Source organism: Adhaeribacter pallidiroseus (assembly GCF_003340495.1).
Taxonomy (GTDB): Bacteria; Bacteroidota; Bacteroidia; order Cytophagales; family Hymenobacteraceae; genus Adhaeribacter; species Adhaeribacter pallidiroseus.
Genome location: NZ_QASA01000001.1, coordinates 5,493,672 through 5,516,656, shown reverse-complemented (window position 1 = coordinate 5,516,656; position 22,985 = coordinate 5,493,672). Strand labels below are relative to the sequence as shown.

The 22,985-nt window shown below is 40.8% G+C and carries 19 protein-coding genes; 11 read left to right on the top strand and 8 right to left on the bottom strand.

Annotation, left to right across the window (positions count from 1 at the left end; genetic code table 11):
- Positions 1 to 30: 30 nt before the first annotated feature.
- From AHMF7616_RS21975 to AHMF7616_RS21950, 7 genes are all read left to right on the top strand, one after another.
- Positions 31 to 750 carry a type III pantothenate kinase gene (locus AHMF7616_RS21975; RefSeq protein WP_115374841.1) on the top strand — a complete coding sequence of 240 codons (720 nt, stop codon included), beginning with the start codon at positions 31 to 33 and terminating at the stop codon, positions 748 to 750.
- A 22-nt stretch (positions 751 to 772) separates the two neighbouring features.
- Positions 773 to 2,044, top strand: coding sequence for a BamG family beta-barrel-assembly machinery protein (locus tag AHMF7616_RS21970; RefSeq protein WP_147275753.1), 1,272 nt, complete (start codon positions 773 to 775; stop codon positions 2,042 to 2,044).
- A gap of 41 nt (positions 2,045 to 2,085) precedes the next feature.
- Positions 2,086 to 2,628, top strand: a complete 543-nt coding sequence (gene lptC / locus AHMF7616_RS21965; protein WP_115374839.1) for an LPS export ABC transporter periplasmic protein LptC — start codon at positions 2,086 to 2,088, stop codon at positions 2,626 to 2,628.
- Positions 2,625 to 2,801: a hypothetical protein gene (locus AHMF7616_RS26535; protein ID WP_158546229.1), complete on the top strand. Its 177-nt coding sequence runs from the start codon at positions 2,625 to 2,627 to the stop codon at positions 2,799 to 2,801. The genes lptC and AHMF7616_RS26535 overlap by 4 nt, the downstream gene beginning before the upstream one ends.
- Positions 2,802 to 2,902: 101 nt before the next feature.
- A complete protein-coding gene (locus AHMF7616_RS21960; RefSeq protein ID WP_115374838.1) occupies positions 2,903 to 4,222 on the top strand; it encodes a hemolysin family protein in 1,320 nt (439 codons plus the stop codon).
- A gap of 435 nt (positions 4,223 to 4,657) precedes the next feature.
- The gene (locus AHMF7616_RS21955; protein WP_115374837.1) at positions 4,658 to 6,766 is read left to right on the top strand and encodes a peptidylprolyl isomerase; all 2,109 of its coding nucleotides are present in this window, start codon (positions 4,658 to 4,660) and stop codon (positions 6,764 to 6,766) included.
- Positions 6,767 to 7,117: 351 nt separating this feature from the next.
- A complete protein-coding gene (locus AHMF7616_RS21950; protein ID WP_233507699.1) occupies positions 7,118 to 8,878 on the top strand; it encodes a tetratricopeptide repeat protein in 1,761 nt (586 codons plus the stop codon).
- Between the two features lie 109 nt (positions 8,879 to 8,987).
- Here AHMF7616_RS21950 and AHMF7616_RS21945 read toward each other — a convergent pair whose 3' ends face one another.
- Both AHMF7616_RS21945 and AHMF7616_RS21940 read right to left on the bottom strand, forming a co-directional pair.
- Complete coding sequence (locus AHMF7616_RS21945) at positions 8,988 to 10,250, bottom strand: sensor histidine kinase (protein WP_115374835.1); 1,263 nt, start codon at positions 10,248 to 10,250, stop codon at positions 8,988 to 8,990.
- Positions 10,247 to 10,924 carry a response regulator transcription factor gene (locus AHMF7616_RS21940; RefSeq protein ID WP_115374834.1) on the bottom strand — a complete coding sequence of 226 codons (678 nt, stop codon included), beginning with the start codon at positions 10,922 to 10,924 and terminating at the stop codon, positions 10,247 to 10,249. Before AHMF7616_RS21940 ends, AHMF7616_RS21945 begins: the two co-directional genes overlap by 4 nt.
- A gap of 332 nt (positions 10,925 to 11,256) precedes the next feature.
- Here AHMF7616_RS21940 and recJ point away from each other — a divergent pair, with 332 nt between their 5' ends.
- On the top strand, positions 11,257 to 12,966 hold the full coding sequence (recJ, locus tag AHMF7616_RS21935; RefSeq protein WP_115374833.1) for a single-stranded-DNA-specific exonuclease RecJ: 1,710 nt from the start codon (positions 11,257 to 11,259) through the stop codon (positions 12,964 to 12,966).
- Positions 12,967 to 13,056: 90 nt separating this feature from the next.
- On the opposite strand, the gene AHMF7616_RS21930 is transcribed toward recJ, so the two are convergent.
- The 3 genes from AHMF7616_RS21930 to gloA2 all read right to left on the bottom strand — a co-directional run bounded on the left by AHMF7616_RS21930 (position 13,057) and on the right by gloA2 (position 16,541).
- Positions 13,057 to 13,977 (bottom strand): YihY/virulence factor BrkB family protein, encoded by a 921-nt coding sequence (locus tag AHMF7616_RS21930; protein WP_115374832.1) that lies wholly within the window; start codon positions 13,975 to 13,977, stop codon positions 13,057 to 13,059.
- A 233-nt stretch (positions 13,978 to 14,210) separates the two neighbouring features.
- On the bottom strand, positions 14,211 to 15,992 hold the full coding sequence (locus tag AHMF7616_RS21925; RefSeq protein ID WP_115374831.1) for a DUF885 domain-containing protein: 1,782 nt from the start codon (positions 15,990 to 15,992) through the stop codon (positions 14,211 to 14,213).
- 162 nt (positions 15,993 to 16,154) lie between these two features.
- Complete coding sequence (gloA2, locus tag AHMF7616_RS21920) at positions 16,155 to 16,541, bottom strand: SMU1112c/YaeR family gloxylase I-like metalloprotein (protein WP_115374830.1); 387 nt, start codon at positions 16,539 to 16,541, stop codon at positions 16,155 to 16,157.
- Between the two features lie 207 nt (positions 16,542 to 16,748).
- On the opposite strand from gloA2, the gene AHMF7616_RS21915 reads away from it, so the two are divergent.
- The 3 genes from AHMF7616_RS21915 to AHMF7616_RS21905 all read left to right on the top strand — a co-directional run bounded on the left by AHMF7616_RS21915 (position 16,749) and on the right by AHMF7616_RS21905 (position 19,653).
- A complete protein-coding gene (locus AHMF7616_RS21915) occupies positions 16,749 to 17,027 on the top strand; it encodes a hypothetical protein (RefSeq protein WP_115374829.1) in 279 nt (92 codons plus the stop codon).
- A 291-nt stretch (positions 17,028 to 17,318) separates the two neighbouring features.
- Positions 17,319 to 18,050, top strand: coding sequence for an LPS export ABC transporter ATP-binding protein (lptB, locus tag AHMF7616_RS21910; protein ID WP_115374828.1), 732 nt, complete (start codon positions 17,319 to 17,321; stop codon positions 18,048 to 18,050).
- Positions 18,051 to 18,141: 91 nt separating this feature from the next.
- Complete coding sequence (locus tag AHMF7616_RS21905; RefSeq protein WP_199474307.1) at positions 18,142 to 19,653, top strand: GH3 auxin-responsive promoter family protein; 1,512 nt, start codon at positions 18,142 to 18,144, stop codon at positions 19,651 to 19,653.
- Between the two features lie 239 nt (positions 19,654 to 19,892).
- Here AHMF7616_RS21905 and AHMF7616_RS21900 read toward each other — a convergent pair whose 3' ends face one another.
- The 3 genes from AHMF7616_RS21900 to gltX all read right to left on the bottom strand — a co-directional run bounded on the left by AHMF7616_RS21900 (position 19,893) and on the right by gltX (position 22,892).
- A complete protein-coding gene (locus AHMF7616_RS21900) occupies positions 19,893 to 20,657 on the bottom strand; it encodes a TIGR00266 family protein (RefSeq protein ID WP_115374826.1) in 765 nt (254 codons plus the stop codon).
- A 77-nt stretch (positions 20,658 to 20,734) separates the two neighbouring features.
- Complete coding sequence (locus AHMF7616_RS21895) at positions 20,735 to 21,052, bottom strand: hypothetical protein (protein ID WP_115374825.1); 318 nt, start codon at positions 21,050 to 21,052, stop codon at positions 20,735 to 20,737.
- Between the two features lie 301 nt (positions 21,053 to 21,353).
- Positions 21,354 to 22,892, bottom strand: a complete 1,539-nt coding sequence (gene gltX, locus AHMF7616_RS21890) for a glutamate--tRNA ligase (protein ID WP_115374824.1) — start codon at positions 22,890 to 22,892, stop codon at positions 21,354 to 21,356.
- Between the last annotated feature and the right edge of the window lie 93 nt (positions 22,893 to 22,985).

The following is a 22,985-nucleotide window of genomic DNA, read 5'->3' as shown; positions in this document are numbered from 1 at the left end:
AGCCATCATATTTAAGAAGAGTGACCGCTTATGAATCAGATTACGATTGATATTGGCAATACGCGAACAAAATATGCCGTTTTTGCAGGATCAAAGTTGATTGCTGCTGATAAGTTAGAAAAACCGAAGGATTTAGCTAACATCATAGCTCATTATGAAATTAAGAAGGCCATAGTTTCATCGGTCCGTCATTTAGATCAAGAGTTAAAGCAGTTATCAGTTTTAAATAGATTTATAGAACTAACCGCTACAACGCCGATACCAGTTATAAATAAATATGGTACTCCGCAAACTTTAGGCATGGATCGGCTGGCCGCGGTAGTAGGTGCTTGTGCATTGTATCCAAATCAAAATTTGTTGGTAATAGATGCGGGCACTTGCATTACTTTCGATTTTATAGATCGCGATCAGGCTTATTATGGCGGCAGTATATCCCCTGGATTAGCTATGAAGTTTAAAGCTATGCACACTTTTACGGGCAAACTACCGTTAGTGGAACAAACTGAAACAGACAATATATCCTTGATTGGGCGTAATACCATAGAATGTTTACAAAGCGGAGTATTTAATGGTACGGTGGCAGAAGTAGATGGATTAATAGTAGAATACAAAAAACAATTTCCTGATTTAAAAACGTTAGTGTGCGGCGGAGATGCTCCCTTTTTTGAAAAGAACTTAAAAGCGCGCATCTTTGCCGAGCCTAATCTGGTTTTAATTGGGTTAAATCATATTTTAAATTACAATGTATAAAATTTACCTGTTTTTAAGTAGCATGGCTCTATTAGGGAGTATAGCAACGGCGCAAGCGCAAAACTTAGGCAATTCTCCTTTTTCCGCGTTCGGCGTTGGCGATGTTAACGAGAGCACAGGTTCGGTACGTAGTTTTGGGATGGGCAATGTAGGGGTAGGTACCCCCGCCAGTGCGTATATAAACAGCTCTAATCCAGCTTTATTATATTACAATAACCGGGTTACGTTTGAGTTGGGTTTAGGTGCGCAAGCTAAAATATTATCTGATGAAGTAGGTGAACAGCGCGATGCAGACGGTAGTTTAAATTATTTAGCTCTGGCTCTACCCATATCTAAGCGTTGGAGCACGGCGGTAGGTTTACGCCCTTATTCTACCATCAACTACGAGTACACTTCCGAAGGTACCGTGGCTGGCGATGCTACTACCAAAACCCGGAATAGCTATACGGGTAATGGTAACCTGTCAGAAGTATTTTTTGGGCATGGTATCCGGATTGCTAAACGCCTTAATTTAGGTGTTTCTGCCTCTTATTTATTTGGCCTAGTAGAGCGGGAATCTGGGTCACAGTTAATAAATGCTACGGATGCTAGCTTATCAGCAGAACAATTGGTTATTAACGAACGCACGAATTACAATGGTTTTCAATTTAAAGGAGCATTGGCTTACCGGCAACCGCTTAAAGATAAATGGAGTTTGAATCTTGGTACGGTATATACCATAGGCAGCGATCTTAACACAAAGAAAAGAACCGTACAAGAGCGTCGCCTTTCTAATGATTTAGTTTTAGGGCAGAATTACCTGGGCGATAGCATTACTACCACCACGCGACTACCACAGGGAATTCAGTTTGGATTGAGCGTAGATAACGGGCAGTCTTTGGTAATTGGCGCAGATTTTAGTGCTCAAAAATGGTCGGAGTTTAAAAGTGGGGTGAGTACCGATAAATTAGCCGATACCTACCGAATAGGCATTGGCGCGGAGTACATTCCTAATCCGGTTTCGGTGAATTCTTATTTTCAGCGAGTAGCCTATCGGGCAGGCTTTAGCGTTGGTAAAACCCCTTTAGAACTCAACGGCAAACAAGTAAACGATGTATCATTACACTGGGGCTTTACCCTGCCTATTGGCGGATCTCCCCGGCCACCGGAATATACGCAATCTTTACTGAATCTGGGCTTTGCGGTTGGGCGGCGCGGCAATGGCGAAAGTAATACCTTGCAGGAAAACTATTTCCGGGTGCAATTAGGCTTCTCTCTTAACAGCAACTGGTTTATTAAACCAAAGATTGATTAGTTTGATTTAGGTCGGCTTAGGGTGTTTTATACTTGTGTTGCATGTGTTTTTTTAAAAATTTAGTTGTTATATCAGTTGCAATAATTTTGCTTGTTGCCTGTAATTCTGCAGTAGATAACCCAGCGCCCAAAATCAAGTACAACGGCCCTATAATGCAGACGGGGGACGTAACTACTTTGTACAGCGATTCTGCTTTGCTTAAAGCTAAAGTGCAAGCTAAATTAGAATGGCGCTATGAAAATGGCAATGCGCAATATCCTAAAGGTATTAACGTAACCATGTACGACCGCAACCAGCAAGTAAGCAGTACTTTACGGTCCAATTACGCCAAATACGATAAACAGCGGGATTCTTATTTTGCGCGGGGCAACGTAATCGTGAACAACGTAGCAAAAGGCGAAACCATGAAAACCGAAGAATTGCACTGGGATAGGCTCAAGCGCCAGATTCATACCGATAAATTTGTTAGTATTCAAACCAAAACCGATGTGGTGCAGGGTAACGGCTTGATTTCGGATGATGGCTTTGTGCATTGGAAAATTTTAAATCCGACGGGTAGTTTTATCGTAGAAAAACCACAATGAAACTTTCCAGTACGATCTTTTTTTCGGTGGCAGTAGCCGCTATGGTCATTGGTATCCACCGGACGATTGTGGAAAATAATTTAATTGCTAATTACTGGATTTTCATGATTGCTTTAATCTGTCTTTTTGTATATCGGTATCAAAAAAAAGCCGATAATTCCGGTAAAGAATAATCCTTTGATTAAAATTTTTAAATTTTAATCGTGCTTCGCAGGAAGTAAATCTATTCTAGTTTTCATTCGTAAATTGTAATTATAATTTTTGCAATTACCGCATGGGCCAAACACAGGCTATTTTTGTAATTATCTTTTCGTTATTAATATCCGGCTTATTTTCAGGCATTCAAATGGCTTACCTGACTGCGAGCCGGTTGCACCTGGAGCTCCAAGAAAAACAGAATTCGTTAGCGGGTCGAATTATTGCGCATTTTCTTAAAAGACCTTCTAAACTAACGGCTACTTTACTTATAGGTCAGACTTTAGCGCTTGTATTATTTGGCGTAACACTGGCTTTTATCTTGCACCAATCACTGGAGCCCCATTGGCCCGTGTTTCCCTTCTCCGAGTTTTTATTAATTCTAGCCGAAATTTTAATTGCGGCTTTACTGGCTTTAGTTCTTGCGGAATTTCTACCCCGAAGCTTATTTTTAATAAATGCCAATCAAATGTTGCAGGTATTTGCCGTGCCTATGCTGGTGTTGTATTATATATTATACCCGGTAGTTTTTGTAATTATCAGCATTACCCGGTTTATAACAGTAAAAATATTAAAGCTGGAGTTCTCCGAACAACAACCTGTTTTTGGATTAACCGACGTAGAGCATTACGTTAAAAAGCAATTATACCAACCCGACCAGCCCGAGATTACAGCCAAAGTAGATAGTAAAATATTTCATAATGCTTTAGAATTCCGGACGGTTAAGGTAAAAGAATGCATGATACCCCGGATTGAAATAGAGGCTGTAGAAATTACAAATAGTATTTCGGACTTGCGGCAAGTTTTTATGGAAACGGGACATTCCAAAATACTGGTTTACAATCAAACTATTGATAACATAGTCGGTTATTGCCACCAACTAGCCCTTTTTAAAAAACCAATTGACATTACTTCTATCACTACTCCGATCACGGTAGTTCCCGAAAGCATGCTGGCTAGCGAGTTATTTGTAAAGTTTGTGGCTGACCACCGGAGCATGGCCTTGGTGGTAGATGAGTTTGGCGGCACTTCTGGCATCGTAACCATAGAAGATCTAATTGAGGAGATATTTGGAGAAATTAATGACGAGTACGACGATGAGGCCGAAGCTTTGCTGGAACAGTACTTACCCGACGAAAACAGCTACTTATTCAGCGCCCGGCACGAAATTGACTATTTAAATGAAAAGTACAGTTTAGATTTACCCGAAGGAGATTATGAAACATTGGGCGGCTTTATACTTTCCGTACACGAAGATATTCCGGAGCCGGACGAAGTTATTTTGATTCCCCCCTATGTCGTTACAATTTTATCTATGGCTGAAAACCGGATTGATACGGTACAATTAGGTTTACCTGCTTCTCCCACTTTGGCCACTGATACCGAAGACGCTGTATGATGGTTTTTAAGTTTTAAGGAATCGTGTCTATTTAAATAAGGCATAATCCATCTAAACCTGATATTTTGTAGAATCAAAAGAATTCCAGGAGAATAATGTAGGCAGGTAATCGGCAGGATTCTCCTGGAATGATAAGAATAAATGGTTAGAAATATTCTTATTTTCTTCTGGAGTATGCATCAAACAGGATTGTTATTCAAATTTTTAAATTTTAAATATAATCGGATCCTGCTTTCTAACTATTTAGTTAAAAAATAGGATTACTGCATCTATCTTGACGAATTAATTGCGCATGATTGTTGTTATCGCAACAAATATAACTTATAGTAATTACTTAAATTAAGCTTTACTTCTGAGAAGAATTAGATTCGTTAATTTTGAAGTTAAGCGATATTCTGGTTATTTTGCACTTCTTTTTTACCATTTATATTTTATATGTCTTTAATTAATAAGATCAGAGAAAAATCAGGGGTAGCAGTTGGGTTAATTGCCCTGGCCATGGTAGTGTTCATGGTATTAGGCGACTTGTTAGGACCTAATTCCCGGTTATTTGGCAGCAACAACGTAGTTGGCGAAATTGCCGGCAAAGAAATAACCATTGAAGAATTTGACCAGGTATTGGAAGGAATTAAAAACAACTATGCCTCCCAAACCGGTAAACAACCTAACGAAAACGAAATGGTTTCGTTGCGGGAACAAGCCTGGAACCAATTAGTGGTAAAAGTGGCCTATCAAAAAGAGTTAGATCGCTTAGGAATTAGCGTTTCGGACGAAGAGCTGATTGACATGGTACAGGGAAACAATATTCACCCGGCCATTAAACAAGCTTTTACCAATCCGCAAACCCAACAGTTTGACCGGGCTATGGTAAAAAACTATTTAAGAGATCAGTTACCCAAAGCAGCTCCCGAGCAGCAGGCAGCCTGGACCAACTTTGAAAGTAACCTTGGCCCGGAACGTTCGCTTACCAAATACAACAATTTAATTCGGCTATCGAATTACGTAACTACCGCTGAGGCCAAACAATACTTAGAAGAACAAAACGCAAAAGCTAATTTAAAATATTTGCTGGTGCCCTTTTCTTCTATCAGCGATTCTACTATCAAAGTTTCGGATGATCAGTTACAAGCCTATTTTAACAAAAACAAAGAAAAATATAAAGTAGAAGAAGGCCGTTCTATGGAATACATCACTATTCCGGTAAGTCCTTCTAAAGAAGACAGCGCTGCTACCAAGCAAGAGTTCGACGATGTAGTAAAACAGTTTGCCACTGTAGAAAACGATTCACTTTTTGTAAGCGCTAATTCAGATGTGCCTTTTAACGGACAGTTTGTCAATCCGGGTTCCGTACCTGAAAAGCTGAAAGGAGCAACGTTACAAAAAGGCGCCGTATTCGGTCCGTTTTTAGAAAACGGCATGTATACTATTTACAAAGTTACCGCTGTAAAAGATAATGGTCCGGCTTCAGCTCGGGCTAGCCACATATTGCTCCGTTGGGATAACGAAACTCCGGCAGCAAAAGCAGCCGCCAAAGCCAAAGCGCAAGGTGTATTAAATCAGATTAAAGCTGGTGCCGACTTTGCCCTGATGGCTCGTCAATTTGGCACGGATGGCACGGCTTCGGTTGGTGGTGATTTAGGTTATTTCTCGGCGGGTGCCATGGTTGCTCCTTTTGAAAAAGCCGTGTTTGACGCGAAAACGCCTGGTTTATTACCAAACTTAGTAGAAACGCAATTTGGTTACCACATTGTAAAAGTAACCGCTACTAAAACTAACCGCTCTTATCAGATTGCTACGGTTCAACGGGCTATTACACCAAGCGAAACTACCCGTGATTTAGCTTTCAAAAGAGCCGATCAGATTCAGGGCGAAAGTAAAAGCGCCGAAGATTTCCGGAAGAACATTGCCAAAGATAAAACATTAACCAAAGCCGAAGCTAAGTCAATTAAAGTGAGCGACCGCGCCGTTAACACCTTGGCCAATGCACGAGAAATAGTAAGATGGGCCTTTAACGATAAAACAGATGTAGGTACTATTTCACCGGTTTTTGAAGTAGATGATCAATCTGTAGTGGCGCTTTTAACCGGCAAAAACCCAAAAGGTTATGCTGCTATTAAAGACATTAAAGCAGAGCTAACTGTTGCCGTACGTAACGAAATAAAAAGCAAACAAATCACCGACAAATTGAAAGGCATGAGTGGCAGCTTAGAGCAAATCGCTGCGAAATATGGGGCTGGTGCTACTGTTCAGTCGGCGAACGATGTAACTTTTGCGGCTGGTAGCATCAATGGTTTAGGCACCGAGCCCGAAATTGTAGGCCAGGCCTTTGGGTTAAAACCAGGTAAGCGTTCTGCTCCTATTGCGGGCCAAAGCGGTGTAGTTCTGATGGAAGTAACTGGCATCAACAAAACGCCAGGAGCGCAGGATATAGCTGCGGCCCGGAAGCAATTAGAAACAAATCGTGGCGCCCAGATAGAAGGAGGTACTTATCAGTACATCCGTGAACAAGCCAATATAAAAGACGAACGTGTTAAATTCTTTTAATACTTTATAAAAGAATTATTTTTTAAATTTTAATAAAAAAGCCGCTTTATAAAGCGGCTTTTTTATTGCCTAAACTGTTACTAAAATGGTTATTAGTACGTTATATTATTTTTAAACAAGCTTATCTATTTTACTACTCTGCTAATTTATTTATATTGTAATATCAGCTGATTAATGAAATAAGCCTGTATAGTATGCTAGTAAGAGGTATGAAGTAATTACTCATTTGATGCCGCTAATTAGTATAAAAGCACTTTTTTGTCTCTCCCATTTTGAAGAACTTTTATGATGTTATCTGCTCGAATTTTTAGCTTTTTTTTAATTTTTTACATTTTTGCAGACCTAAACAGCGTGCAGGCGCAGAGTGCTTCAGAAGAAGAGGCTCTTGCTAAAACCTATTTACAAAAGCAGGAATATGACAAGGCTAATTCTATTTATAGTAAACTTATTGGCAATAATCAGCAGTTTAATACGGTTTACCCGGATTATTTAAAAACGCTGGTGGCTCTTAAGAACTATAAAGAAGCAGAAAAACTGGTAAAAAAAGCAATTAAAAGAAATCCGGAAGTACCTGCTTTTTCTATTGATCTGGGCGTAGTGCAATTAGCAAATGGCGATAAACGGGCGGCTGAAAAAACCTTTGATAAAACCATCGGTCAGGCTAATTCCAACTCGGTGTTAGCAGTTGCTCAAGCCTTTGAACAGAATAAACTGTATGATTACGCCGAGAAAACGTACCTGCAAGGGCGCAAAATCAACAAGAAAGAAACCGATTATACCAGTCAATTAATGCAGCTGTATGCTTATCAGCGGCAGTCGGAGAAACTAATCGCCGAAATATTAAATATTGTAAAAGAAAATCCGGAGCAATTATTATTAGCTCAAAACATGCTGCAAAACAGCTTACGCGAAGAAAAGGAGTTTGAAGCTTTAGAAAAGATACTATTAACCAACGTACAGCAAAACCCCGATAAGAATGTTTACAGCGAATTACTTATCTGGGTATATACGCAACGTAAAGATTTCTTTAGCGCCTTAATTCAGGCTAAATCTTTAGATAAGCGCACCAAAGGTGGCGGTGAAAAAGTGATGGAGTTAGGGGCTATTAGCTTAAAAAACAAAGATTACGAAAGCGCCATAGAAGCTTACAGTTACGTTATTAAGGAGTATCGAACCAGTCCTTATTATGGCTACGCGCGCGAACGCCTGATTAAAGCCCGCGAAGAACAGGTCCGGAATACTTTCCCGGTTGATTTAGCTAAAATTCAGACTTTAATCTCGGACTACCAGAACTTACTAAACGAAGTGGGAAAAAGTGGCCGTACAGTGGAAGTGATGAAAAATATGGCGATGCTACATGCCTTTTACCTCGACGAAAAAGATAAAGCTATTACATTATTGCAGGAAGTAATAAACACGCCGCGGGCAAATCCGGATTTAGTTGCCGAGGCCAAAATTAGTTTGGGTGATATTTACCTACTACGCGGAGAACCTTGGGAAGCAACATTACTTTACTCGCAGGTAGAAAAATCGCATAAAGAAACACCCATTGGGCACGAAGCCAAGCTCCGGAATGCGAAGCTTAATTATTACAAAGGAGACTTTCAGTTAGCGCAGGAACACTTGGATATTTTAAAATTAGCGACCAGCCGCGAGATTGCGAATGATGCTATGGATTTAAGCTTGCTTATTACTGACAATGTTGGTTTAGATTCATCCACGGCGGCTTTAAAAGAATACGCCGCTACGGAGCTACTGATTTTTCAAAATAAATTACCGGAAGCGCAGCAGCAACTCAATACCATTTTGCAAAAATATCCGCAACACAGCCTTACAGATGATATATTTTATCTAAAAGCCAAAGTTTTTTTAAAAACGGGTAATTACCAGGAAGCTATTCGAAACCTGACTAAAATTACGGAGAACCCGCAGTATGATATTTTAAGCGACGATGCGCTATTTCTGCTGGCTACTATTTACGAGGAACAAGTAAAAGATCCTGAAAAAGCCAAAACCCTTTATAACGACTTGATTGTAAAATACCCAGGCAGCATTTACACCGTAGACGCCCGTAAACGCTTCCGCAAACTGCGGGGTGATGTCGTGAATTAGTCCATAGTCCATGGTCCACAGACCACAGATTTATAAGCAAACAATCCAACTATACAGCCATTAAACAAAGAGCATGCATGGACTATGGTCTATCGGGTATGGACTAAATTTAAAATTTTAAAATAAAACAGTGCAGCGGCTCTTGGTAACGGTAGCTAATATCTAGATTATTGAGGGTACAAATTTTTTGAACAATGGCTAAACCTAAACCTAATGAGGAAGAATTTTGACCATTGCGCCGGAACCGATCAAATATTTCGCATTCCGGAAAATCGAGCGGAGCGCCGGTGTTGCAAATAGTTAATTGTTGTTGTTGTAAGCAAATAGTTATTTCGCCTTTTTCATAATTATGGCTAAGGGCATTCTTTACCAGATTGCTCAGCAAAACGTCTAACAAATACGGGTCGATGGTGATATAGGCTTCTTCGGTTGCTTTAAAATTTACTTTAACTTGTTTTAACTCCGCTAATTCTTTAAAGTTAAAAAGCAAAGGTTCTAGAAAAGAGCATAAATCCAGACGCTCGTGCTTGGTAAATTCTTGATTTTCAATTTTACTGATTAAACCCAGCGTTCGGCTTAACTTAGACAAATGCGAGGTAGCCCGGTAAATAGCGCCGGCGGTTTTGGCCTGCTCGCTGGTTAACTTCTCCGACTTTTGCAGCATTTCTACTTTTGCTTTTATAATAGCCAGAGGAGTTTGTATTTCGTGCGAGATATTTTCGGTAAACTCTTTCATGTTCCGAAAATCTTGCTCAATGCGGCTAGTCATTTGGGCAAACAAGTTATTAAGTTCTTTAAACTCCTTCGTAGTGGTGCGTACTTCGGCCAAACTCGTTCCCCGATTAAGCGAATAATGTTTAATTTGCTCTAGCGTATAATTAAAAGGTTGCCACAAATACCGCGACGCCAGATAGTTAAGCAGCAACATTAAAGCTAATAAAACTAGAAACACGTAAAAGAGCGAGGTAATAATTCCGCCCAACAGCAACTGCGATTCTTTTAAAGCCATGTACATAGAGATGCGGTACATTTTTCCGTTCACAACTTTATCTAAAGTTCGGGCGCGAAAAGGCTGTCGTTCTCCTTCCATCTCGTTAAAAAGAATAGTATCGCGGTCGTAATTTGTAAGCTGCGTAATTTTTAAATCAGGTCGCAGTATTACGCGTTGCGATTTGTAAGAATTGATGCCTTCTAAATTAACATTAGGATCTGAAAGATAACCGGTCAGGCGCTCTTCTTTGTGCAGAAAATAATCGCGAATACGTTTCTCAATAAAATTGTTAGTGATATTGTATAATACTAAACCGCTGCTCGCAATTACCAGGGCCGTGATTAATAGATACAACAGCGTTGTTTTGGTAATGAGTCTCATTCGGCTACAAATTTATATCCCATGCCGTACACCGATTTAATATTGCTGGTGCTGCCATGGCTAGCTATTTTTTTGCGTAAATTTTTAATATGCGTGTAAATAAAATCAAAAGAATCGGCCATATCAATGTTGTCGCCCCACAGGTGCTCCGCAATAGCTTCTTTGTTTAAAATGCGGTTCCGGTTACTTAAAAAATACAAGAGCAACTCGTATTCTTTGCGGGTTAAAATAATTTCCTGCTCTTTTACCAGCACCTGAGCCGTAACCGTATTTAAGCGTAAATCGCCCACCGTTATTTCGTGACTGCCGTTAAAACGCTTACGCCGGAGTAACGACTGAATACGGGCGTTGAGTTCCGCCAAATGAAAGGGCTTGGTTAGGTAATCATCGGCTCCCAGGTTTAAGCCGGTTAATTTATCATCTAAAGCGTTTTTAGCTGAAATAATCAATACGCCTTCATCCGGCCTTTTCTGCTTTAGTTGCTTTAAAATTTCCAAGCCATTACCATCCGGTAAAGTAATATCCAGCACAATTACATCGTATTCGTAAATATGTATTTTTTCTTCGGCGGTTTGGTAATTATAGGCAGTTTCGCAGAGGTATCCCTCCTGCTTTAAGTAATGCACTAAAGTTTCTGCCAATTCGCGGTTATCCTCTACAATCAATATTTTCATGGCCAAAGCCCTTCTCGGATTAATTTACCGAAAAGTACAACGCTATTCTGTAGTAAAGTTGAAGCCTCTTTGATCAAGAGTTTAATCGCTGAAAAAAATAAATAAGAATAATATAAAAATGATAAAGAAAAGGTACATCAACGCATCCGTTTGAATATAATCTTTGTATTTATGGTAAATTTCTTTTAGTTTTTCAAAATACATGCAAATAAACTCTCGTAAAAATTACAAAATACTTGAGGAGGGCCGAAGCAAATATGAAACTTCTATCCGTAAATCTTTATTAATATCCGTACTTTTGTATTCGTAGCAGTACAGCCGCCAGTAGCGATATGGAGAAAAGATGGGTATATAAACCAGTTCCGGACGAAATTGCCGTAAAACAAATTTCTGATAGTTTAAAAATAAGTCCCACGCTGGCCAGCATTCTTTGTCAACGTAACCTTTGCTCTTTCGAGTCAGCCAAAGCTTATTTCCGACCTTCCCTGGACGACCTGCACGATCCTTTCCTGATCCGCGACATGGATAAAGCGGTAGATCGTTTAAATGAAGCCATTCACCAAAACGAAAAAGTGCTTATTTATGGCGATTATGACGTAGATGGTACTACCTCTGTTGCTTTAGTATACAGCTATTTGCGGCAATATGTTCAGGTTATTGATTTTTACATTCCCAACCGTGAGACCGAAGGATACGGTGTTTCCAGTCAAGGTATTGAATGGGCCCATGATCACGGATTTTCTTTGATTATCAGCTTGGATTGTGGCATTAAATCAGTAGACAAGATTAAAGAGGCAAAACTCAGAGGAATTGATTTTATTATCTGTGATCACCATTTGCCCGATGCAGTTATTCCGGCGGCAGTTGCGGTACTGGATCCTAAACGCATCGATTGTCCTTATCCGTATAAAGAGTTATCAGGTTGTGGTGTAGGATTTAAATTTTTACAAGCCTTTACCACTCAAAACGATATAGATCCGGCTTCTTTATTTAGTTTGCTGGATTTGGTAGTAGTAAGTATTGCGGCCGATATTGTACCTATAACCGGCGAGAACCGCATCTTGGCTTATTATGGTTTACGAATTTTGAATTCGGGTGCGCCACTGCGGCCCGGATTAGAAGCTTTGAAAGAATTAGCCGGATTAAAAGAAGAGCTGGATATCAGTAGCATTGTTTTTGGTTTTGCCCCGCGCATTAATGCGGCGGGCCGGATGGGTGATGCCAAACGGTCGGTGCACATGTTACTGGCTGAAACGAAAGAAGAAGCTTTTGAAAAAGCCGATATTGTTAACGAATCGAATAAACAACGCAGGGGCTTTGATACCAGCATCACCAAAGAAGCTTTGCTGATGATTGAGCAGGATTCTCTGCTGCGGAAATCCCGTTCTACGGTTTTGTACAAAGAAACCTGGCATAAAGGCGTAGTAGGCATTGTGGCCTCGCGGTGCATCGAAAAATACTACCGGCCCACTATTATTTTAACGCAATCTAACGGGAAAGCCATGGGCTCGGCCCGTTCGGTACCCGGCTTTGATGTGCATAGCGCCATTGTAGAATGCGCCGATTTACTCGAACAATATGGCGGGCACATGTACGCCGCCGGATTAACCATGAAAGTAGAAAACGTACCCGCTTTCCGGGAACGGTTCGAAGAAATTGTAGCGCGCACTATTACCGAAGAACTACTAATACCGCAAATTGAAATTGATACTAAGCTTAACCTGAGCCAGATTACGCCTAATTTTTACAATATTATCAAACAAATGAAACCCTTTGGTCCGGGTAACCCTACTCCGGTATTTTGGTCGGAGTGCGTGTTTGATACGGGTTCGTGCCGGGTAGTAGGCGATACCCACTTAAAACTACGCTTGGCTCAAGATGGCAACACCCCACTGGACGCGATTGCTTTTGGCATGGCCGATCATTACGACCGCATCCAGAAAGGGATTCCGTTTGATGTGTGTTATTCTATAGAAGAAAACACGTATCGTGGAATTATTTCCTTACAACTCCGGATTAAAGATATTCGCTTTGCGAGCTAGTAAGAACTTTGAAAAAGGCGGAAAAGGTAAAAACGGACAGTAAACTCAACAAAAATTTAAAAATTATCCTACTTCGGTTTTAGCTACTTGCTATACTACCGGTATTTTTTGTCCCCGGGCACGGTAACGGAGCGCAAAAGACTTGGGTCGGATTTTAAAAGCCGCATAGTGCGCGTACGATTTGGTAAAGCTTGCTCCGTAAAACATAAGCATGGCCGAGTAAAAAACAAACAGCATTAAAATTAAAACTGAAGCTGATGGCCCGTAAATAGGTCCTAAGTTACTGTGCAACAATAATCGGCCTAGCACTAGCTTACCCACGGTAAATAACAAGCTGGTAAAAAGGGCACCTATCCACACCGGTTTCCAGGCAATGCGAATATCGGGTAAATATTTAAAAGTAATGGCAAACCAAGCCGTTACAATCATATAGGACATCAATGCATTACCTACCCGAACTACTTCCAATCCCCGACTAGGTAATGCTTCGAATAAAGTATCCCCTAAATAACTAAAGGCCGACTCGGTCATTAAAGTTATTACAAACAATATTCCGGTAAAAATGATTAGCCCCAAGGCTATTAAACGCGTTTTGAGAATATGACTAAAGGTGCTGCTCTTACGAGGACGAACGTTCCAGAGTTGGTTGAGGGAGCTTTTTACTACAATAAACAAGGTGGTAGCCACAAAAATTAAAAAAAGCATACCTAAAGCGGCATAATAGCCATTTGGTGGAATATGCTGAATGTTCTCGAGAATTTTACTTAACTGACTGGAGCCGCTCCGGTAACCCAGCATACTTTGCACCTGATCAATCAACCGAGCACTAATAATATCGGTGCTGTACAACAAGCCTAGAAAATTGATGAGCAACACCAGAATAGGAGGTAAAGCAAAAGTGGTAAAAAAAGCCGTGGAAGCGCCTAAGCGGAGTGGATCATTTTTTCGGTACTCGCGAAAGGCATCTTTTAATAAGAATTGAACAACCTTTATTTTCTGGCGAAGCTGCATACTAAGCCGGGTACGTAAGTTTAGGGGTATAAAGCTGAAGGTATTTAGCGTAATTTTCCGGTATTTTAAATTTTACGGGCTTAGTTCAATAAATCAGGTTTGTTTTATGCAAAATAGTTGATTTACAAGAGATAAGCGAGTTAAAAATTTAAAAAAATGAGCATTATTGCCGTTTTTTATAAATTTTTAACTCGCCTTACCGTCTTAATTTTAGATGCTAGAGGAAAGAAAAATTATTGCTTTGCTGCCCAAGTATTCATTTTTGCTTCGAGTACTTGCAGCGGCATACTACCATCCTGGAGTACTGCATCGTGAAAATTGCTTAAGTTAAATTTATTACCTAACTCCTGGGTATATCGTTGGCGCAGTTCTTTAATTTTTAACTCGCCGGTTTTATACGACAACGCCTGCCCCGGAATGGCCATGTACCGCTCAATTTCAGCAACAATTCCTTCCTCGGACAAAGCTTCGTTATCTTTCGAAAATTGAATGGCTTGTTCGCGGGTCCAGCCTTTACTGTGCATACCGGCATCTACTACCAGGCGTACCGCCCGGTGCATTTCGGCCCCTAATCGGCCAAAATATTGATACGGATCGGTATACAAACCTAGCTCTTTACCTAAACTTTCGGTGTATAAGGCCCAACCTTCTACGTAGGCGCCGTAGCCGCCAAAACGCCGGAACTGCGGTAAATCTTCGTTTTCTTGTTGCAGCGATATCTGGTAATGATGGCCCGGAATGGCTTCGTGCAGAAATAGAGACTCCATGCGGGTGCTGTTATAGGTTTCTGGTTTTAAAATTGGCACGTAAAAAACGCCTGGCCGTGAGCCATCCGGAGCTGGGGAATTATATTCCGCACTGGCCGAAGCTTCCCGAAATGCTTCGGTTTGGCGTACTTCAAACTTTGATTTTGGCACCCGCCCGAATAACTTTTCTAACTGCGGTTGCATGCGCTCGTGAATCTGGTTATATCCCGCCAGTACTTCGGCAGCGGATTTATAAGGCATAAACTTTTTAGCTGTTTTCACATACTCAAAAAAAGCTTTTAGCTCGCCTTTAAAGCCTACTTGGTTTTTAACTTGCTCCATCTCCGCGCGAATGCGCTTTACTTCTTGTTGCCCCGTATTAAAAATTTGCTCCGGAGTTTGTGTAGTGGTGGTATAGTAACGAACCAAGTAGTTATAATATTGGTTGCCGCTTGGTACCGCGTTTATACCGCTACTGCTTCTGGATTTTGGTAAATACTCTTTTTCTAGAAAGTCGTGTAATTTTTTATAAGTGGGTATTATTTTAGTTTGAATAGCTTCGGTGTAAGCAGTGGTTAGTTGATTCTTTTCATCAGCGGTAAAGTTTTTGGGCAAGTTATCAATCGGGCCGTAAAACAAACTCTTCTTCGGATCGGTAACCACCATTGCTTTAAACTGAGGCAGCACTTTTTGCGTCAATGTTTTGGGCAGTACCCATCCTACCTGTATGCCTCGGCGCATATTAGCCACCGCGGTGTCGGCCCATACCTGAAAACCATCAATCCGTTTTAGAAAATTATTGTAGTCTTTTACGGTTTTAAACGGATGATTGCCCGCGCCCGAACCTAACTGACCAAACGTAATAGGCAAACTATAAAACTGATTAATGGGCATTAAGTGCTCCGGAAAAGTAAGCTGTTCCAGATTTAATTGCATATCGCGTTTAAAAATCTGATAACTTAATTTTTCTTGGCCGCTTAAAGCCGTGCTATCTAGGCTTTGTACCTCGTTTAAGTACTGGCTGTAAAAATTTTTAAGTTTAGTTCGGTGCGCCACGGTAATGTCATTGGGTAACTGGTCGTCGTAACGATGGTCAGCAATGGCGGTAGCTTCCAAGGGAAAAAGTTTCAGCCGGTCTTCGTAATAATTTTTAAGAATAATACCTAGGTTGTTTTTACCTGAAGAATCTGTAGAGTTATTTTCCGGTTGTTTTTTGTTACAACTAAAAGCAGCAACAATTAATACCCATAACAAGATTGTTTTTTTCATGGTTAGCTTAAACTTATTACATATGATAAGTAGGTGGTACCTACTATTATTGCTATTACTTTAACTCAAAAAACCGCTGTAAACCAAAATATTGTTTATTACTACTCTATTAAACTGGCAATAAAATCCATTTATAAGAGATTTTTTTAAAAAAACTAGTTCTTACTCCTCGTATAGTTCCAAAGGTAATCCATCCGGGTCGGAGAAAAAGGTAAAGCGTTTGTTGGTAATGGTGTCTATCCGCACAGGTTCACACACAACCTGGTGCTGGGTTAAGTGCCTGACGCAAGCATCCAAATCCTTTACGGCAAAAGCCAAGTGTCGCAAGCCTTGCGCTTCGGGGTTGTTTACCCGGACCGGCGGGTCAGGAAAAGAAAATAATTCAATCTGGTAGTTAGCGGCTACGGCTAAATCCAGTTTAAACGAATTACGTTCGGCCCGAAAAGTTTCTTTTATAATAGATAGTCCCAGAACATGCACGTAAAAATTTTTCGATCGCTCATAATCGGAGCAGATTATGGCTATGTGGTGGATTCGTTGTAAAAACACAGAATTTTTAAATTTTATCCTGGGAACTGTCTCCCGTTAAGGGATATAAAGTATCAAAGAATGTAATAGGAAGTAGCTAATAATTTAAAATTTAAAATTTTATTTAAAACAATTAGCTTATATACCCATTTTAATATAAAACACACGTAATTGGTACAGCTATTGCATATTTTTAAAATATTTCCTGGTTGTTTTTTGAGCTCCTTTATGCAGTTTTCTAACGTAGTTACCACCACTTGCGGACATACTTTTCAAATTGATATGTTTGAGCAATTAGCCGTAGGCATTATTCCGTCTGAAAATCTTGTAAAAGATCAATCGTATATTCCGGATACCTTCGCTGTTTACCATACTGCTTCGGATACCTACTTACTCGAAAAAACAATTTTTAAACTGGAAGATATGTCTTTAGAGACTAGCTACCAAATTCTCACCGAAAACCAAGCGGTCAAATACCTGGATAATTGCTTACTCGATTTGAGTTAAAAATCTAGTATCCTTCTTTCATTAAGCAAACCTGTACAAAATCTATAGTAAAACTTTTTAACCGGTTGTTATAGCCCAGAATTTTTCAATTAAATCAGGTTTAGCAAACTAGGCGGGAGGGGTTATTCGTTTAATGAATAATTCCTCCCGCCTAGTTTATTATTAATAATGAACGCCAAGTACAAAACTAATGGGCAATACATTACGTGTAGCCCGAAGTACAAGCTAACTGCAAAAGTAAAGTACCGGGTGGCTTACCTACTTCTGCTTTAATTATGTAATTTTGAAGGAATGAAACTGAAAGCTGAGCACCTGGTAAAGAAATATAAATCCCGAACGGTGGTAAACGATGTGTCGGTGGAAGTAAACCAAGGCGAAATTGTGGGTTTACTGGGTCCGAATGGAGCCGGGAAAACCACTTCCTTTTATATGATTGTGGGCTTGGTAAAACCCAACTTAGGTAAAATTTACTTAGAGAACGAAGAAATTACTACTTTGCCGATGTACCGCCGGGCCAAGAAAGGAGTTGGCTATTTAGCACAGGAAGCTTCGGTTTTCCGGGACCTTACCGTGGAAGAAAACATTATGGCGGTATTGGAAATGACGAACAAGCCCAAGCAAGAGCAACGCGATAAAGTGGAAGCCTTACTCGAAGAGTTTTCGCTGACTCACGTACGTAAAAATAAGGGAATTGTGTTATCGGGAGGCGAGCGCCGCCGTACCGAAATTGCCCGGGCCTTGGCCGTAGATCCTAAATTTGTGCTCCTCGACGAACCTTTTGCTGGCGTAGACCCCATTGCCGTAGAAGAAATTCAGTCCATTGTGGCCAAATTAAAAACCAAAAATATTGGTATCCTCATCACCGACCATAATGTGAACGAAACGCTTTCCATCGTAGATCGGGCGTACTTGCTTTTTGAAGGGAAAATCTTAAAATCCGGCACGGCAGAAGAGCTAGCCGCCGACGAGCAAGTACGTCGCGTTTACTTAGGAAAGCATTTTGAGCTGAAAAGAAAAATATAACTTAGTTTTTAGCTATTCGTTGTGAGCTGTTAGAATCTACTTTATAAACGGTGCTTTCGCTCATCCTCTATAACCCATAAACTACTACTAAATGGAAATAATAAATTCGATCATGACCTGGGTCATGAAAAAGCGTATTCATCAGATTGACCTTTTTCGTAAGTACCCTCACGATGTTCAGAATGAGTTATTTTCTAATTTAATTGATAAAGCTAAGAACACCGATTGGGGTAAACAATACGGATACGCCGACATAACTTCCGTAGACGAATTTAAGCAACGCGTACCCGTGTCTACTTACGAGGATTTATTCCCGCATATTGAGCGGGTAATAAAAGGGGAGCAAAACGTTTTATGGCCCACTACTATTTCGTGGTTTGCCAAATCGTCGGGTACTACGAATGCCCGCAGTAAATACATTCCGGTTTCGCCCGAGTCTTTAGAAGATTGCCATTACAAGGGTGGCAAAGATATGCTTTCTATTTATTCTAATCTATATCCGGATACCCGCGTCTTCAGCGGAAAAAGCTTATCCATCGGGGGCAGCTTACGCGAAAACGAGCACAACCCGAAAACATTTTGCGGGGATGTATCGGCAGTTATTATGCGCAATTTACCGGTGTGGGCCGAGGCCATTCGTACTCCCCCGCTTAAAGTGGCGTTGATGGATAAGTGGGAAGAAAAAATTGAAGTAATGGCTGAGATTACTTCTAAAGAAAATGTAACCAGCATTACCGGAGTACCCACCTGGACGTACGTTTTACTAAATCGCATACTGGAACTTACCGGCACCAATAACATTTTGGAAGTATGGCCTAATCTGGAATTGTTTGCGCATGGCGCAGTAGCCTTTGGTCCTTACCGCGATTTGTTTAAACAGCTTATTCCGTTGGAGCAGATGCATTATTTAGAAATATACAATGCTTCAGAGGGATTTTTCGGCATCCAGGACCAAGCGGGTACGCACGACGAAATGTTGCTTATGCTGGATTACGGGGTATACTACGAATTTATTCCTGCGGAAGATTTTGAAGTAGAAAATCCGCAAACATTAACGCTTAACCAAGTAGAACTAGGTAAAAACTATGCTTTGGTTATTTCTACTAACGCGGGTTTGTGGCGGTATAAAATTGGCGATACCGTAAAATTTATTTCCTTAGAACCATATCGCATTAAAATTTCGGGACGTACGAAGCATTTTATCAATGCTTTTGGCGAAGAGCTGATTATTGAAAACGCCGAAACCGCTATTATCACCGCTTGTCAGAAAACGGGTGCTATTATTTCTAATTTTACCGCTGCCCCGGTATACTTTGAAGGCAAAAACCGCGGTGGTCACGAATGGATTATTGAGTTTGCTCAGGAACCAGATAATCTCGCTACGTTCACTTACCTGCTAGATACTACCTTGCGCGAAGTAAACTCCGACTATGATGCCAAACGGCAAAACGATCTAGCTCTAGTTGCCCCATTAATCCAGATAGCGCCACCCGGTACATTTCTACAGTGGCTGCGCACGAAAGGCAAACTAGGCGGCCAAAACAAAGTGCCGCGGTTAAGTAACTCCCGCGAGTATTTGGAAGAGATTTTAGAGTTAATGTAACCCCTCTGGCCCTAAAGGGCAGAGGGGTTACATTGAATGAAATTATTCTTGTTACTACTTAATTAGTGAGTATTTATCTTAGCTTTACCCGCTGAATCTTATACTACAACTCACCCAAAGTATTTATTTTAATTATTACCCAAACTTGTAATTTACTCTAAACAATTTAGGCTTTTCTACGCAGCTTTTCAGTCTCTTCTCCCCTGTTTTTAGGGGAGATGCCCTTTAAGGTAGAGGGATTACTCTAAAAAGCTGCTAAGTAAGCCGCCTTCTTTATTAGTATTTTGGCCACGCGGCATTAAGGCTTCGATCAGCTTTTTAATCGGCATGGATTGTAACCAAACCCGGCCGGTCCCCCGCAAAGTAGCCAGGAAAATACCTTCGCCCCCAAAGATCATGGATTTTAAACCGCCGGAACGTTCTATGCTAAAATCTATTCCGTTTTCGAAAGCTACTACGCAGCCGGTATCTACCCGTATTGTTTCGTTATTTAATTGCTTCTCTAAAACAGTACCACCCGCATGAATAAAGGCTAAACCATCGCCGGTTAATCGTTGCAGAATAAAACCTTCGCCGCCGAAAAAGCCGGAACCTAATTTTTGATTAAAATGAATCTGAATTTTTGTTCCTAAGGCTGCCGCCAGAAACCCGTCTTTCTGCACAATAATCCCATTGGACGAACGGCTTAAATCAATGGGAATAATAGTACCTGGATAAGGCGCCGAAAATCCCACCCGGGTTTTCGGTTTATGGCCCCGGTGCGTAAAATGCGTCATAAACAACGATTCGCCGGTTATAAAACGGGAACCCGCGGAAAACAGCTTGCCTAATAATCCCTGTTCCGGTTCCGAGCCGTCGCCCATTTTGGTTTCAAAAGTAACCCCATCTTCCATAAAAACCATGGCGCCGGCTTCGGCAATAACGGTTTCGTTTTGGTCGAGTTCCACTTCTAAAACTTGGATATCCGTACCATAAATGCGGTAATCTATTTCGTGCGATCTCATAGCTACTTTTTTTAAATTTTGGATTGGAAAGTAACTATTTTAAATTTGATTTCGCAAAAGTGTTCCCATGTATTAACTTACTTCCTTTTCGATTTTTTCGGCTTTTCTTCTTCGTCTATATCATCCAGTTCTGAGGAAGCACCCGGTAAAAAATCAGCTTCATTTTCTTCGGTATCCTCCTCCGATTGCTCAATGGGGTACAATTCGTCGTCTTCGTCTTTCCCTTGGGTATGAACCAGCTTTTTATCCCGCACATTTTTGTCCAGGAAATCATTTATCCGATCGATATCGTAATTCGAGCTAATCTCGCCTAAGGGATTTACTTTTATCTCAAAGCCTTCGAGATCTTTATGCACCCGTGCTTTTTTTTCCGTAGTTTTTTTCTTTTTCGCCATGATTGTAGAATGTATAATGCTAGTAAACAAAACTAATTTTTCCTGAAACGCAAAAAATGGCGGTAAGGATGTTTTAACTTCTTGTAACTGCCTCTAATTAGTTACTAAAATCTAACACCTATAATTGATTGGTAGAACAATTAATAAAAAACAACAACAAAATCGAGCGTAAAATTTAAAAAAATCCTGCTGACTAACGCTTGAATTAAAAATGGCCTCTACGTTACTGGAACGTAGAGGCCGTTTAGGGTATCAGTAATAAAATTTAAAAAATCAGGGTCCAGCTTGAATGATAAGGCTGCTAAACGGCAAAGGGCTGCAATTTAGCAATAGCCGCCTCAATGCGCGAAGCCGTTTCTTTCGGCCCAATTACTTCAATAATAGCCATTAAATCCGGGCCCGCTTCTAAACCCGTAATAGCTAAGCGAAGGGCTTGCATTACTTGTCCGATTTTTTTGCCTTGTTGCTCCAGAACTTGCGTTAATAATGCTTTTACATTGTCCGCGGTAAAATCCGTAATAGAATCTAATTGATTTTTAAAGTCTTCGAATACGGTTACGGCGGAACTATTCCATTTTTTACCAGCCACTTGCTCGTTATAATGTTCCGGCGCCACAAAAAAGTAAGAAGCTTCGCGCCAAAAATCCTGCGGAAAAGTAACCCGCTCTTTCATTACGCCCGAAATTTTAGTGGCTTTCTCTAGCGAACATTCGATGTGGTGCTCTTCTAGAGCCGTAATTAAATACTGAGCCAATTCTTCGTCAGGTTTGGCGCGTAAATACTGCTCGTTAAACCAACGGGCTTTGTTAATGTCGAAACGAGTACCCGATTTACCAATCCGATCAATGGTGAAGGCTTCTATGAGTTCATCCATGGTAAATAGCTCCTGCTGCGTGCCGGGGTTCCAACCCAAGAAAGCTAGAAAATTAACAAAAGCTTCGGGTAAATAACCACTTTCGCGGTAGCCACTCGATTTTTCGTTGGTAAATGGATCAAACCATTGTAATGGGAATACCGGAAAGCCTAATTTATCGCCGTCGCGTTTACTTAATTTACCATTACCATCTGGTTTGAGCAATAAAGGCAAATGCGCAAATTCCGGCATCGTACTTTCCCAACCAAAATACCGGTACAGCAACACGTGCAAAGGTGCCGAAGGCAACCATTCTTCACCCCGGATTACGTGCGTAATTTCCATTAAATGATCATCTACAATATTAGCTAAATGGTAAGTGGGCATCCCATCCGATTTCATGAGTACTTTATCGTCTATTGCCGAAGAATGTACCACTACCCAGCCCCGAATTAAATCTTTTAACCGTACTTCTTCTTTATGAGGCACTTTTAACCGGATAACGTACGGCTCTCCGCTTTCTAATCGCTGTTGTACCTCATCCTTAGGTAAGGTAAGCGAGTTCTTCATGGAGTTGCGCGTAATGGCATTGTACTGAGGGGTAGCTACCTTAGCAGCCTTTAGGCGCTCCCGCATGGCTTCTAATTCTTCGGCCGTATCAAAAGCATAATACGCGTGGCCTGCTTCTACGAGTTGCATGGCGTATTGCATGTACATCGGCTTCCGTTCCGATTGGCGGTACGGCGCATGCGGGCCACCCGTTAAAGGACTTTCATCTAACTGAATGCCGCACCAAGCCAGCGATTCAAAAATGTAATTTTCGGCGCCGGGTACAAAGCGGTTCTGGTCGGTATCTTCGATGCGCAACAGCATTTTACCGCCCATTTTTTTGGCAAATAAATAATTATATAAAGCCGTCCGGACACCGCCTATATGCAGGGGACCGGTTGGGCTGGGAGCAAATCGTACTCTTACTTCTCTTTCCATAATGAATTGATCGCTTTTAAAAAAAAGCTTAAAAACCGGGCGCAATTTACTAAACAGATCGCGGATTTACGTGCATTTTTAAATACCAGCTAT